This is a genomic window from Weissella paramesenteroides (genome assembly GCF_036327715.1).
Classification (GTDB): Bacteria; Bacillota; Bacilli; order Lactobacillales; family Lactobacillaceae; genus Weissella; species Weissella paramesenteroides.
Window position 1 is genome coordinate 1827257 of sequence record NZ_CP130559.1, and the last position, 15457, is coordinate 1842713.

Below are 15457 nucleotides of genomic sequence, written 5' to 3' on the forward strand. Positions count from 1 at the left end.
CCTAATTTTCTAAATCTTACGGCCAGGATTCAAAATTCCTAGTGGATCAAATGCCTGTTTCACTTGCTTTTGCAACACTCTGACATTTGCATCTAATTGCTTTGGTACCCATGCATTCTTTAAGCTACCAATACCATGTTCGGCACTAACCGTACCATTAACCTGAATAACGAAGTTCAGTAACTCATCAATAAATTTTTGCGTACCTTCTGGTAATTCGCCATCTTTATCTTCCAAGATAATGTCGGGATGTAGGTTCCCATCCCCAGCATGTCCTAATAACAATAATCGTTGTTGATATTTATCAGCTAACTCCTCTGCCTTATCAGCCACTTTTGCTAACTGTCCTAACGGTACGGCAATATCCTCGACAATTAATCGACCATATTGTGCACCAGCCGCAAAAATATCTTGGCGGATTTTAATAATTTCTGCTGTACGCGCTGCATCTTCAGTAACATCGATCTTGGTTGCACCGTACTCATGTAATAATTTATCAACCTTTTCCAATACACCAGATACAGCAACGTCAATTTGGAAAATCAATAACGCCTGTTCACCATGGCTACCTAGATGACTATGTTCATATTCATCTAATGCCTCAATGGAAACGCGATTCAAAATTTCTAACATTGAAGGGTTCACACCACTAGCCTGCACAGCTTGAACAGCACGCATCAACTCATGGATTGTTGGGAAGGTTGCCAATCCTGTAATGGCACTACCTAATGGCACAGGTACCAAGCGAACCGTGGCCTCAACGATAATTCCAAGGGTTCCTTCTGAACCAACTAACAAATCGGTTAAATCATAGCCAGCATTATTCTTAAAGGTTTTACCACCTAGTGTTACCAATTCACCACTAGCTAATACAACTTTCAACCCCAATACAGACTGCTTCGTTGTGCCATATTTTAACGATGACATACCACCAGCGTTGGTTGCAATATTCCCCCCAACTGAACTGATTCGCTTTGATCCTGGATCTGGTGAGAAAAAATAACCAACTTTGCGGGCTTCAGCATCTAAATCACCATTTAACACCCCAGGTTCAACAACAGCAACTTGATTTTCTGGTTCGATTGATAAAATATGATTCATTCGAGATAAATTCAAAATTAAACTACCAGTTAAACCAGCAGCACTATTCACAATTGATGTTTTGGCACCTTGTGGTACAACTGCAATTTGATTAGCAGCTGCAAAACGAATCGTCGCTTGTACATCTGCAATGGTTTCTGCAAATACCACGGCATCCGGTAATATCTCAGTTGTTATTTCTTGTGTGTAGTGGTTTGTCCCATACTTTTTTAGCGTTTGCTCATCTAATGCAATTTCACCATTTGGCAATTGCAAGGACGAAAAAATTGTCATTGTCATATTGCTCCTTTAATAAAAAAATCCCGTCGTTCCATAATGGAACGACGGGACGATAAAAATCGTGTTACCACCCGTGTTTCAGACTGCATCACCACAATCTGCTTATCAAGTATGACAAACATACTCACATGCGATATCGGTCATCACCGGAAATTACTAATAGTCAACACTACTCATAACTTCAACCACTCCTAGGCCAAATTCATTTGCTGAATCGGTTGCCTTACACCAACTACAACTCGCTTTGCGTATCCATCACAAACTACTCACCTAATCATCATGTTCACTCATATAATGGTAATTCGGTAATAATGAAAAGTCAATAATAAAATTAAAAAAATCTCATTTAACTCACATTTGAAGGAATTATGAAAATGGATACCAGAAGCGACTACCTGTCAGTTTCATCAACAAAATTTCTAGAATGACTAGCACTGCAACACCAATCAAAAAATACCAATCTTGACGTTTAAATTTTTGTTCATAATACCAACTACGTCGTCTTTCTTTACCAAAACGGCGTAAATCCATGGAACGACTTATTTCGTCAATTTTTGATAGTGAAGAAAAGACAAGTGGCATCATGATACCGAAGGCTCCTTTGATTCGCTGTGTAAATGGCGCATGTTTAGACATATCGAAACCACGTGCCTGTTGTGCATGACTAATCGTCACAAACTCTTGTTGAATCGTTGGAATATAACGTAATGTCAATGCAACAGCATACGAAATCCGGTATGAGACACCAATTTTATTCAATCCTGCCGCAAATTCACTAGGATTAGTCGTAAGTAAAAAAATTAATGCCAACGGCAAGCTAAAGAAATATTTCGCTAACACAATAAATTCGTAGAATAATTGCTCTAAGGTTAACGCATAGAATCCATGGCCCAGTAACAGTGTTTTACTATGAAATAAAGTTGTTCCATACTGTGGGGCAAAAATATAAATTAATAGCAAATTCATGAGCGCAAAAACGGCAACAAATTTAACAATTGTTGACACATTTTTCCAATGAATACCAGCTACTTTTAAACCAATAATGGCGATTAACATTAGCAAAACAAGATAACGTACATCAAAGCTTAACATACCACTAATCGTCAACAATAAAAAAATCAATAATTTGGTACCACCGCTTAATTGATGAACAATGGACCGTCCTGGCTGATAGCCAAATATATTATTCATCGCCATCTATCCTTTCCCAATCAACGCAGTTAATCCTGCTGGATTAGCTAAATCATATTGTTGTGCTAACTCATGAATTGTCGTAATATGCAGGTCTGCTTGATCCACTAAGTTTTGATCATTTAGTAATTTAGCTGGCGTTGTATCAGCAAGCACCTGACCATCCACTAATACTAGTGCACGATCCGCAATTTCTAACATCAATGACATGTCATGCGTAATCACGACCACTGTTGTGTTAAATGTCGCATTTAGGTCTTGCACAAATTGCATAATTGCCTGTGCATTAGCATAATCCTGTCCTGACGTTGGTTCATCTAAAATCAATACCTCAGGTTCGAGCGCTAGCACACTAATAATCGTCAATCTTTTCTTTTGCCCATAGCTCAGTACCGTAACTGGCCACTCACGCATGCCATATAATCCCGCTAGCTTTAACAATTGGTTCACACGCTCCTGAATATCACTTTCTGATTTTCCGCGAAGACGTAGGCCACTTGCGACCTCATCATAAATGATAGACTGCGTAACCATATCATTTGGATTCTGAGAAACATAACCAATATAGTCAGCACGCTCTTTAATTGAAAGTTGCGCAAGATCTCCAACACCATTTAGCAGCATTGAACCACTAGATGGTTGCATAAAGCCAGCAACTAACTTACTTAGCGTTGATTTTCCAGAACCGTTCTTACCAACTAAGGCAACCAACTCACCCTTAAATAACTGCAGTGAAACATCTTTAAATAATTGTTGGTCACTATATTGGAACCCCAAATGATTGACGGTTAAAATAGTTTCTCGTTTATTCTCTTGATGCGCTACTTGCGGCCTAGGTACCAATGCTTGCAGTTTACTTTTAACATCCGGTCCCGTCACATTTTCCGGCTGGGTTATTTGTGTTAATGCGGTTAAATCAACACCCGCCAATTCTAACAGTTGCAAATATCCTGGCATGGCCAAGCCATATTGATGTAACGTATTTGAACGTAAAATAGTTTCAGGTGTGCCATCAAAAGTCACTTCACCCTTATCTAGCACAATGACTCGGTCAAGACGGTGTTGTAAAACATCTTCTAAACGATGTTCAATCATGATAACCGTTAAATGATATTTCTCTTGTAGCTCATCCAATAATGCTAACATGCGATGACCACTAGCTGGATCCAAACTAGCCAGCGGTTCATCAAAAAGTAAAATAGGACTATCGTCTATCAAGACACCCGCCATGGCAACCCGTTGTTTTTGTCCACCAGATAGCTCTTGTGGTGCCGCCTTCAGTAATTCATCAAGGTGTAACGTCTGCGCCCACTGCTTCACTTTGGTTAGTAATTCATCATGTCCCACATGATCATTTTCTAATGCAAATGCGATATCTTCAGCAACTGTCAGACCAACAAATTGTGTATCTGTATCTTGTAATACTGTACCAATATCAAAAGAACGCTCAAAAATTGAAGCGTCCTTAATATCATGACCATTAATTTTAATGTTTCCGGTTACCTCACCTTGATAGGCATGCGGGATGAGACCATTAAGTAATTGACCTAAAGTCGTTTTCCCTGAGCCAGATGGCCCAGATAATAACACCCGTTCACCAGGTGCAATCGTTAAATTAATATGATGCAAAGTCGGCTCAGATTGTGAATCATATTTAAATGACACATCCTGCAATTCAATCGCTGCTACCATGTGTAACTCCTTCAATTTCTTATATGTATGAGGAGGTTGCAATAAAAATGCCGTACCCTCCTCTTTTTTCGTGCGCAGTTATAAACTAATCTTTTTCTTTCAATGATCCTTGTTTAACTTGTGTTTTATTGTAAGCAACCAATAGTAAACTACCTAATATTGCCACAGATAAGAAATTGACACCTGTTGAAACAAATCCCTGCAAAAATACCTTAGTTGCAGGTTCACTATAAATTAAAATATCACCTAGTGGCGCAATAATACTCCAAGCGACAATATTCGCAAGCAATTGCCAAATATTGAATGCAACTAACTTTTTAGTTGTCAAATCACCATTCGTCAATTTCAACTTCTGTACAGCGAGTCCCAAAATAACACCGAATAGTGCATCGGCAATTACCCAGGTCCACCAGACCGAACCATACGAAATAGCATCATTCAAGGCATGGCCAATAAACGCAACTAGTCCACCAACAATTGGACCAAAAATAGCAGTAATTAATGACAACCATGCTTCAGCAACATTGATTTGTGTATTAGGAATACCGGTAGGAATAGCAACAAATTTAAATAAAATTAAAAATACAGCAGCCCCAATACCCGTTGCAACAACTGAACGAGTTGACAGTCCTTTGTGTTGTTTCATCATTCTCTCCTCCTGATGTGTTATAAAAAAGGCAACACTAATCATTGTTAGCATTGCCTTCAAGCGCACTCTGTTCATTATCAATAAAATAATCAACTTTATTTGCCGACAACCAACATACTAACATAATAGCATTATCGTCAACATTTGCTGAATCATTTTATTTCTTCGTAAATTTTACGATACCTTCCCAACGTGCCGTTTGCGGGAACATATCAATAGATTGAATATAATCAACGCGATAAACCTTCGCCAAATCAACTAAATCACGGGCAAGGGTTGATGCATTACAAGAAACATAAACAAACTTTTCTGGCTTTGTTTCTAGAATAGTTTGTCGTAAGGCTATATCTAACCCTGTGCGTGGCGGATCAACAACGACTGCATCTGCAATCCACCCTTCTTGCGCCCACTGTGGTATCAACTCTTCAGCTGCACCAACATAATAAGTAGCATTCGTCACGTGATTATCAATAGCATTTTCATTTGCATCATCAATAGATTCTGCCACCGTATCCATTCCGCGAACCTCACCAGCATGATCAGCCAATGAAATACCAATTGTACCAACACCAGAATAAGCATCAATTAGTTTATCTGCCTTAGTCAAATCCAAGGCTTTAATGGCTTCTTGATACAGACGCTGTGTTTGGCGCGGATTTAATTGTAAAAATGCCCGAGGTGATAACTTAAATGTTTTACCATTAATTTCTTCAGTAATATAATCTTCACCCCAGATTTGACGTGTATCATCGCCCCAAATTAATGAGGATTGGCCACGATTAATATTTTGATGAATAGATACAACCTCAGGCAATGCCTGATGAATTCTGTTAATTAGCTCATCCGCATCCGGTAGTGATCGCCCATTGGTTACAATTGTCAGCTGCACGTCCCCAGTGGATTCTGAGACACGTGCAATTAACGTTTTCACAACACCTTTATTTTTCCGCTCATTATAAATTGGTAATTGCATATCTGCCAAGATATCACGTACGCCACGAACAACTTTTAGCGTTGCCGGATGTTGCGTCGTAACAACTGGCAAATCAACCAATTTATGTGAATGACGCTTATACATCCCCACAGCTAACTGACCATCAACCTCACGAACAGGGAACTGGGCTTTATTACGGTATTCCTTTGGATCATCCATACCTATCGTTGGCAATAATTTATAATGTGCATAGCCCGCTGGCTTGTACTTTTCTAATGCCTGCCGGATAACATCTTGTTTGAAGGTTAGTTGACCTTCATACGCCAAATGTTCCAACTCAAAACCACCAACCTCTTGATTATCAACTGGGGTCACACGTTGTTTTGACTTTTGTTTAAATTTATGAATATTTGCTTCGATAAATTTTTCAGTGACGTTCGTTACTTCAACCTCAACAACTTCACCTGGCAAAGCACCTGGAATGAAAGTTATCTTACGCTTATAATAACCAATTCCTTCACCATTAATACCTAACCGTTTAATCGTAATTAATAACTGATCACCAATCGCAACCTGTACTGGTGCATTATTGCGTTTTTTTGTTCCACGTGAAACATGGTCACCCTTCTTAAACCGTTGGTGATTATTATATTTTTTGTGTTGTTTATTGTCCATAATTCGTTCTACAATAGCTCTTTTCTTTATAATTGATGATGTATATCTTGGAAGTTTTGTTCAATTTCAAATAGCGCATTAGCATTGTCTACTAGGTTAGATGCAAATTCTTCCGCACGGTCAACATCTGTCTTATAACGCAATTCATGCTCAAGACTCGCCCACATATCCATACCGATTGTTCGAATTTGAATTTCAACCGGTACTGTTTCAACATCATGAGCTTTAAATACTGGCACCTTTACAACTAAGTGTAAACTGCGATAGCCACTCTCTTTAGGATTTTTAATATAATCCTTACGCTTAATTACCTCAACATCATCTTGTTGTGAGAGTAATTTTTCAACAGTATAGATATCATCTATATAATTCGTGATAACTCGCAATCCTGCAATATCAAAAATATTCTTCTTAATAGAATTAACTGATCGATCAAGACCTTTTTTTTGAATTTTCCCCATTAAACTTTGTGGATCTTTCATACGACCATCAATATGATGAATCGGATTATGATTATAGTTCACTTCAAATTCTGCGTCCAAGTTTTCTAGTTTTGTGGAAATTTCATGTTGTGCAGATTCATAAAGTTGATACATCTGTGCAACGGATGTTAATTGATCTGCTACCCAATCAAGACCAGCTTCTCCACCAATCATTTGACGTATTTTTTTAACACTCATTGTGTTTCGTTTCGTATTCATATTAATAAGTTCCTTCTTTAGTCTGTCACTTTTATCGGACTATCGTAGTCCATTATACTTAATCCTGTCATATTTTTCGCAACACTTGCTCATAAAAGATAGCATATATTGAAAATATACAGTGGCACCAAAGAAGATTCAAAACTACTTCGAACACATTTTTAATACATCTTAGATACACCTGCCGTGACTATTTTGTTGGTATTGTTGGCACTTTAATATCACCATTAATGATTTTACTTTTAGCAAAATCAACCGACTTTTTCTCATCATCGTTTAGATTTTTAGTAACAACACCAACACCACCTTCTTTCAAACCATAATAAACGGTTTTACCACCGGGGAATTTATGATGCTGTGCATCCTCCGTAATGAGTTGTACACCACGTCCGATTCCCGTTAGTGAAGACGTCAATGTCAAATTATCTTGCTTACCATCTTTGGTTTTGTAGTTACCCATGTTTGTTTGATCAAGATCAACACCAATGACCCAAACTTTTTCTTTTGAACCAGAAACCAAAGTCGCACTTTGATCTTTTGCAGCTTGGAATACACCATTACCAACACCACCAGCAGCTTGGAAAATAACATGTTCTCCTTGTGCAATTTTAGCCTTGGCAATCGTTTGGCCCTTCGCAGGATCAGAGAACGTCCCTGCATATGTTGCATCGACCTTAATACTTGGATCAACCGATTTTACACCCGCTTGATAACCCGCTAAAAATGATTCAATTACTGAATTTCGCATACCACCAATAAATCCAACTGTTTTATCACCAACTTCTTGGGCTTTCTTTGCAGCTGCCACACCTACTAAATATGACGATTGTTCCGAATGAAATTTAACTGAAGCAACATTTTTATACTTTTTATCAGCTTGCTCGTCAACCAAAACAAACTTTGTCTTTGGTTGCTTATCAGCAACTGTTTCGACAGAATCCTTGAATGTATTGCCAATGGCCGCTACCAAATCATATTTTGCTGTTGCAGCTTGCGTTAATTGCGTATCATAATCCGCAACTGTCTTAGGCTGGAAATAATCATAGCCATCTTTACCCTTGACTAAGTGATTTTGCTTACCCCATTTTTGCAATCCTTCCCACGCACTTTGATTGAACCCCTTGTCATTCACACCATTTGTGTCAGAAACCATCGCTGCAGTAAAGTGATTTTTACTTTTTGATTGATCACCATTCATTGACGCAATACCGATACCAGCGATAGCAACCACCACGACACCACCAACAATCATCATTCGACGTGAAACCATTTTTATAATACCTCCAAGTATTAAGCCCTCAACCCAACCACTCATTTAAGAGTTCTTTAAGAATATATAATTTTATCTACTATAGCGGTCTAAAAGATGAAATGCAAGCTAATTTTTACATGAATATAAAATATAAATAAACGTTTTACTTAATGAATAAACAATTAATTTACATTAATTTTAGCTATATTAATCATTAGAGATTTTTAATTAAATTGTTACTTTAATAACGAACATTAATTTAAAACCACATTGAAATTTATCACAAATTACGTATAATAGAATTATCAATTTAAATGGGGGATATCATGGCCAACACAGATATACACGATAGTATTCTTGTTTTGGACTTTGGTTCTCAATATAATCAACTCATTTCACGTCGTATTCGTGAATTGGGTGTATATTCTGAATTAAAGCCACACACTATTACCGCAGCTGAAATTAAAGAACTTCAACCCAAAGGCCTAATTTTCTCGGGTGGTCCTAATTCTGTTTATGCTGACGGTGCATTTTCTATCGATCCAGAAATTTTTAACCTTAACATTCCAATTTTGGGTGTCTGCTATGGTATGCAACTAATGGCACACATGTTGCCTGGTGGTAAAGTATTACCTGCAAACAACACATCTGAATACGGTGAAACTGTTTTAAAGGTTACTGATGAGCATTCAACACTATTTGCTGACACACCAGAAACACAAACTGTTTTGATGTCACACGGTGATTACGTTGGATCTGTACCAGATGGATTTACTGCTGTCGCAACTTCAGATAGCACACCAATTGCCGCAATGGAAAACCCTGAGCGTCAACTATACGGTGTCCAATTCCATGCTGAAGTTCGCCACACAGTCTACGGTATGAAGATTCTGGAGAACTTTATTGACCATGCTGTTCATGCAAATCGTGATTGGTCAATGGATGATTTCATTGACGAACAAGTTGCTAAGATTCGTGAAACGGTCGGTGACAAGCGTGTCCTATTAGGCCTTTCAGGTGGTGTTGATTCATCTGTTGTTGGGGTTCTTTTGCACAAAGCTATCGGAGACCAATTAACATCAATTTTCGTTGATCATGGTTTACTACGTAAAAATGAAGCTGATGAAGTAATGGCTGCACTTGGTGGTAAATTTGGTTTGAACATCATTAAAGTTGATGCCCAAGAACGTTTCTTAAACAAGCTAGCTGGTGTTACTGATCCTGAACAAAAGCGTAAAATCATTGGTAACGAATTTATTCGTGTCTTTGATGAAGAGGCTGTTAAACTAGACGGTATTGATTTCTTGGCACAAGGTACGTTGTACACTGATGTCATTGAATCTGGTACTGATACGGCACAAACAATCAAGTCTCACCACAATGTTGGTGGACTGCCAGAAGATATCCAATTCCAGTTGATCGAGCCTTTGAACAAACTATTCAAAGACGAAGTTCGTTCACTTGGTGAAAAGTTAGGTATGCCTCACGAACTTGTTTGGCGCCAACCATTCCCTGGACCTGGTCTTGGTATTCGTGTCCTTGGTGAAGTAACGGAAGATAAGTTAGAAATCGTCCGTGAATCCGATGCTATCTTACGTGATGAAATCGCTAAACAAGGATTGGATAGCGAAGTTTGGCAATACTTCACTGTTTTGCCTGGTGTGCGCTCAGTTGGTGTTATGGGTGATGGTCGTACCTACGACTACACCATTGCTATTCGTGCCATTACCTCAGTTGATGGAATGACCGCTGACTTTGCTAAGTTGCCATGGGACGTTCTAGAAGAAATTTCTCGTCGTATCGTCAATGAAACTGACCACGTTAACCGCGTAGTCTACGATATTACAGCTAAGCCACCTGCAACTGTTGAGTGGGAATAAAAAGTAAACTGAAAAGGGCAAGCTACCGGAAAATTATTCCGTAGCTTGCCTTTTTTCATTTCCTAATTTGTCCTTGACCTAAGATGACATATTTTGTTGTTGTTAACTCTTTCAATCCCATTGGACCACGTGCATGTAACTTTTGCGTTGAAATACCAATTTCCGCACCAAAACCAAATTCAAAACCATCTGTGAAACGCGTTGATGCATTCACATAAACGCAAGCTGCATCAATTTGTTGCGTAAATCGTTGACTATGTTCATAGTTAGTCGTGATGATGGCTTCGGAATGTTTCGTATTATGTTGATTAATATGGCTGATAGCTTCATCCAGTGTATGCACCACTTTAATAGCAATAATATAGTCATTATATTCAGTGTCCCAATCCTCTGACTGAGCTGGACGTGCCTGATCACCCAAGATCTGACAAGTTTGTTCATCACCGCGAATTTCTACATGGCTGTTAGCCAGCGCTGTCGCAATTTGTGGCAAGAAATCAGCAGCAATTTCTGCATTAACTAGCAGTTTTTCAGTTGCATTGCAGACAGATGGTCGCTGTGTTTTCGCATTAATTATAATATTTTCAGCCATTTGCAAATCGGCTGTTTCATCAACATAAATATGACAATTTCCCGCACCAGTTTCAATAACCGGCACAGTCGCATTTTGCACAACCGTCTGGATCAATCGTGCTGAACCACGTGGAATCAATACATCAACATACTGATTCAACTGCATAAATTGTTGTGCTAATTCATGTGACGTCTCTGTAATCACCTGGACTGCATCTTGTGGCAAATTAAATGCTGCTAAAACATCGCGCACGACCGCAGCAATCTTGATATTTGTTTGTAGTGCTTCCTTACCACCACGCAAAATAACCGCATTACCAGATTTAAAACAGAGCGCTGCAGAATCAACTGTCACATTTGGCCGTGCTTCATAAATAATCCCAACGACACCCAGTGGCACCCGCTTCTGACTTATTTCTAATCCTGATTCTGTTGTCCAGCCGCGATCAATATTACCTAGTGGATCAGGCAAGTTAGCCACCTGTCTAACACCATCAGCAATACCAGCAAGTCGATCTGCAGACAACGTTAATCGGTCAATGAACTTATCTTCTAAACCTGTCGTATCTGCTAAATCTTCTTGATTTGCTACTAAAATGTCGGGTGTTTTTTCTTCCAAAGCGTCAGCCATTGCTCGCAACACTTGATTTTTAGTTGTTGTCGACAATTGCGCCAATGCTTGGGCAGCAGCTGTTGCTCGTTGTCCAATGCTATTTAACAACTCTGTCATCATTTGATTCCTCACTATTTTCTTCTGAAATAAAGAGCGTACCAACTTCTTCACCATTCATGATATTAAAAATAATTGATGGGTTAGCCCCATTTGCCAAAACCATCATCTGCTTGTGCTTCAAAATATCGGCAGCTGCTGTTAATTTTGTTGCCATGCCCCCCGTACCAAATACGGTGCCAGCACCACCAGCTCTTTTAAGTGAATCAGCTGTTACTTGATGCAACTCTTTAATTAATTTAGCCTGCGGATCCTTATGGGGATTGCCAGTATAAAATCCGTCAATATCTGACAACATAATCAGCAAGTCTGCATGTGACCGTACCGCGACAATTGCTGATAGTTTATCATTATCACCAAAAGTTGTCCGATGATCCAGCTCATCAACCGCCACGGTATCATTTTCATTAACAACTGGAATAACGCCCCAATCCAGTAACTGTTCCATCGTATTATGAACATACTCTCGGCTCTGCGGATAGTCCAAGACATCATGCGTTAATAGCACCTGGCTAATTCGTTGCCCATAAGCTGCAAAACGTTGTTGATAGACCGTCATCAACTCGCTCTGACCAATTGAAGCTAGGGCTTGTTGTTTTTGAATTTGTTCCGGTCGTTCTGTCAAACCCAATTGACCCATTCCAGCACCAATTGCACCCGAACTAACTAAAATAACTTGTTTCCCTTCGTTAACCAAACCTGTTAATGTGTAACTCAGCTGATCAATTGCCCGCAAATTTAATTTACCATTACCATGCATTAAGGAGCTTGTCCCAATTTTCACAACAATCCGCGAAACGTTTTCCATGTGGCGATTTGACTTCATGGCAATTGCCCTCCATTTCCCAATAAGTTTTATCATAATTTTACAATAGTCGGTAAGAATAACCTAGATATAAATAAATATTATGTATGTTATGTTCCCTAACACAATTACGTGTATTATCATTTCGCCGCGTTATAATAATTTTAAATTTAAAGGTGAAAGGATTGATAGCACATGAACTTAGAAACGTTGGTCACAGAGTATCCCCAAATCAAAGATTTAATCACTGAACAACCAACTTTTTGGCGCAATCCAGACTACGCTTTAAAAGCTGATCTTCCCTTTTCAAAAGCTGATATTTTTGATGCCGTCGCCCGTTTAGACCGCTTTGCACCCTACTTAGCCAAGGTTTTCCCAGAAACAATGGTGACAAATGGCATGATTGAATCGCCATTGATTTCATTGGATAATATGCAGACAGCTTGGGAACAGCAGAATCACCATGAGCTTGCTGGTCATTTATATTTAAAAGCTGACAGTGAATTACCCATCTCAGGATCAATCAAATCTCGTGGTGGTATCTACGAGGTGCTAAAATTTGCTGAGAAAATCGCAATAACTCATGGCAGCTTAGCTTACATGGATGATTATAGTGTTTTAGCCACCGATGAATTCCGTCAGTTATTCGCTGATTACGGCGTCATCGTCGCTTCAACCGGTAATCTTGCCCTCAGTGTCGGTATTGTCGCTGCCACATTTGGATTTAAAACAACCGTCTACATGTCACACGATGCTCGTCAATGGAAAAAAGATAAGTTACGCGAAAATGGTGTCACAGTTAAAGAATTTAACACCAATTTTTCGGCTGTTATTCCAAAAGCACGTGCTGATGCTGCGTTAGATCCTAACATCCATTTCGTAGATGATGAAGGATCGAATGATTTATTCTTAGGTTATGCGGTTGCCGCTGTTCGCCTACAGAAACAATTAAAGGAGCAGCAGATTAAAGTTGATCAGGAGCATCCCGTCATTGTTTACTTGCCAGCTGGCGTTGGTGGCAGTCCAAGTGGCGTTACTTTTGGCTTAAAAACAATCTTAGGTCCACATGTTCATGCCATTTTCTGTGAACCAACCCATGTCCCTTCTGTCACACTTGGGATGATGACAAAATTAAACGACCAGATTTCTGTTTATGATATTGGCTTAGATGGTTTAACTGCTGCTGATGGTTTGGCAGTTGGTCGTCCATCACGTTTAGCTGGTAAAGTCATGCGTACGTTGCTATTTGGCAGTGTCACTTTCCCAGACAATGATATTTATCGATACGTCACTCAGTTACAAGATACCCAGGATATCATCGTTGAACCTTCAGCTGCTGCCGGATTTACCGGTATTGCACCAACCATTAAAAATATGCCAACATTTAACACTCAGAATGCGACCCATATTGTTTGGGCAACTGGTGGTAGCATGATGCCTCAGAGTGAACGTGAGGCAAACTATGCAAAGGGAAAGCAGCTAATTAACCCTATTTTAGCCCATGTATAAACATTCATAATGCTCAAGTGTGTTATTAGCATGCTTAAATCCATTAAAAAACAACAGATAATTACTAGCCATAATAATAAGACTAGAACTATCTGTTGTTTTTATTATTGTACTATTAAATTTGCTATCTTTAATATTGATAAATCAGACTTTAAATAAGAAAACATCATGTGTGTCTATTTCTACTGACTTCGCATCCAACAAATTAATTTGCTTTTCTTGCCAAATATCATATCCTGAGTTAGGCACATTTAACTTATCAATTTCTTCATTACTCAATTCAATTGATACATCAGAAATATTGAAAATAGCATAATACTCATGTTTATCACTTCTACCATACCAAATAATTTTTTCACTATCCCTATAAGTCTGGTATTTTTCAAGTATATTGTTGTCCATATTTAATAACTCAATATTAGTTAGTAATGATTTTGTCCACTCATCTAAGTCGATCAATTCACCACCCATAATTAATGGCGATTGCATCATCGACCAAAGCGACATCATTGTTTTTTGTTCAGCCTTTGTAAATCGCGTTTGTCGATCACCACCAGGACCGTCAACGGACCGAATACCAATATGTCCTAATGGCAACATATCGCAATCTGGCCAATTACCTAATCTTGACAATCCAGACCATCGTTCTGCACGATCAAACATATTTAGTAGTAATGACCAGTCATCCCAAAAATCATCTGTTATACGCCACATGTTAGCATTCTGTTGCAAAAATGATCCATTATCTAGTGGTGCTGGACCTGGTGATAGTGATAAGACCATATCACGCTCACTTTTATCAATTGCTTTTCGTAATGCCTCAACCTCTTTTCTGTGAGTACCGTTATATATAACAGAATTAGCAATATCATCGCATTTTATGAAATCAACACCCCAACTAGCATAAAGTTCAATTAGTGAATCATAATAGGCCTGTCCTTCGGGTAAATCAACATCAACACCATACATATCTGAATTCCATGGGCAAATATTATTTAATGCAATCTCTTTAGCCGTCTTGTCTGTTCCTTTAACCGGCAACCCCTCATACACTGCTTGTCTTGGTATTCCACGCATAATATGAATTCCAAATTTTAATCCCAAACCGTGTATATAATCAGCTAATGGCTTAAAACCCATACCATTTTTCGCTGAAGGAAATCTTTTTTCATCCGGCATTAGCCTTGCGTACTTATCCATGACTAAATGCGCAAAATCATGATATTTAGATGAATTAGCAGTTGGCTCATACCATTGAATATCAACTGTTAAATACTCCCAACCAAATTCTTTTAAATGCTCACTCATGTACTCTGCATTCTGTTTTATTTCTTCTTCACGAACTGAAGCACCATAACTATCCCAACTATTCCATCCCTTTGGCGGTACAGTTGCAAATTTCCTAAAGTCCATCATCAAAATTCCCCCTCTAACGTTCTTAGTTTCCAAGTTCAATTGTGCACAACTTTATAGTAATTTATAAAGA

At 38.7% G+C, this 15457-nt stretch carries 12 protein-coding genes and 1 other annotated feature; of the genes, 2 read left to right on the forward strand and 10 right to left on the reverse strand.

Features of this window, described 5'->3' with window-relative positions; genetic code table 11:
* Positions 1 to 9: 9 nt before the first annotated feature.
* The 7 genes from QRX23_RS09200 to QRX23_RS09230 all read right to left on the reverse strand — a co-directional run bounded on the left by QRX23_RS09200 (position 10) and on the right by QRX23_RS09230 (position 8492).
* Positions 10 to 1374: an FAD-binding oxidoreductase gene (locus QRX23_RS09200; protein WP_277380070.1), complete on the reverse strand. Its 1365-nt coding sequence runs from the start codon at positions 1372 to 1374 to the stop codon at positions 10 to 12.
* 48 nt (positions 1375 to 1422) lie between these two features.
* Positions 1423 to 1667, reverse strand: a binding site (T-box leader).
* 79 nt (positions 1668 to 1746) lie between these two features.
* Positions 1747 to 2571 (reverse strand): energy-coupling factor transporter transmembrane component T family protein, encoded by an 825-nt coding sequence (locus QRX23_RS09205; RefSeq protein ID WP_330156141.1) that lies wholly within the window; start codon positions 2569 to 2571, stop codon positions 1747 to 1749.
* A gap of 6 nt (positions 2572 to 2577) precedes the next feature.
* Complete coding sequence (locus QRX23_RS09210) at positions 2578 to 4263, reverse strand: ABC transporter ATP-binding protein (protein ID WP_330155382.1); 1686 nt, start codon at positions 4261 to 4263, stop codon at positions 2578 to 2580.
* Positions 4264 to 4348: 85 nt separating this feature from the next.
* Positions 4349 to 4909 carry an ECF-type riboflavin transporter substrate-binding protein gene (locus QRX23_RS09215; protein WP_170945069.1) on the reverse strand — a complete coding sequence of 187 codons (561 nt, stop codon included), beginning with the start codon at positions 4907 to 4909 and terminating at the stop codon, positions 4349 to 4351.
* A gap of 160 nt (positions 4910 to 5069) precedes the next feature.
* Positions 5070 to 6521 carry a 23S rRNA (uracil(1939)-C(5))-methyltransferase RlmD gene (gene rlmD / locus QRX23_RS09220; protein ID WP_330155383.1) on the reverse strand — a complete coding sequence of 484 codons (1452 nt, stop codon included), beginning with the start codon at positions 6519 to 6521 and terminating at the stop codon, positions 5070 to 5072.
* 26 nt (positions 6522 to 6547) lie between these two features.
* The gene (locus QRX23_RS09225; RefSeq protein WP_330155384.1) at positions 6548 to 7222 is read right to left on the reverse strand and encodes a GTP pyrophosphokinase; all 675 of its coding nucleotides are present in this window, start codon (positions 7220 to 7222) and stop codon (positions 6548 to 6550) included.
* 190 nt (positions 7223 to 7412) lie between these two features.
* Complete coding sequence (locus QRX23_RS09230; protein WP_330155385.1) at positions 7413 to 8492, reverse strand: BMP family lipoprotein; 1080 nt, start codon at positions 8490 to 8492, stop codon at positions 7413 to 7415.
* 308 nt (positions 8493 to 8800) lie between these two features.
* Here QRX23_RS09230 and guaA point away from each other — a divergent pair, with 308 nt between their 5' ends.
* Positions 8801 to 10354, forward strand: coding sequence for a glutamine-hydrolyzing GMP synthase (guaA, locus tag QRX23_RS09235; RefSeq protein ID WP_330155386.1), 1554 nt, complete (start codon positions 8801 to 8803; stop codon positions 10352 to 10354).
* 55 nt (positions 10355 to 10409) lie between these two features.
* On the opposite strand, the gene QRX23_RS09240 is transcribed toward guaA, so the two are convergent.
* Together QRX23_RS09240 and proB are read right to left on the reverse strand one after the other, a co-directional pair.
* The gene (locus QRX23_RS09240; RefSeq protein ID WP_330156142.1) at positions 10410 to 11657 is read right to left on the reverse strand and encodes a glutamate-5-semialdehyde dehydrogenase; all 1248 of its coding nucleotides are present in this window, start codon (positions 11655 to 11657) and stop codon (positions 10410 to 10412) included.
* Positions 11638 to 12483, reverse strand: coding sequence for a glutamate 5-kinase (gene proB / locus QRX23_RS09245; RefSeq protein WP_330155387.1), 846 nt, complete (start codon positions 12481 to 12483; stop codon positions 11638 to 11640). Before proB ends, QRX23_RS09240 begins: the two co-directional genes overlap by 20 nt.
* A gap of 174 nt (positions 12484 to 12657) precedes the next feature.
* Between proB and QRX23_RS09250 the strand changes: the two genes are divergently transcribed.
* Positions 12658 to 13971, forward strand: coding sequence for a D-serine ammonia-lyase (locus QRX23_RS09250; RefSeq protein ID WP_330155388.1), 1314 nt, complete (start codon positions 12658 to 12660; stop codon positions 13969 to 13971).
* Positions 13972 to 14115: 144 nt separating this feature from the next.
* Here the strand turns inward: QRX23_RS09250 and QRX23_RS09255 are convergent, their stop codons facing one another.
* Positions 14116 to 15384 (reverse strand): glycoside hydrolase family 27 protein, encoded by a 1269-nt coding sequence (locus tag QRX23_RS09255; protein ID WP_330156143.1) that lies wholly within the window; start codon positions 15382 to 15384, stop codon positions 14116 to 14118.
* Between the last annotated feature and the right edge of the window lie 73 nt (positions 15385 to 15457).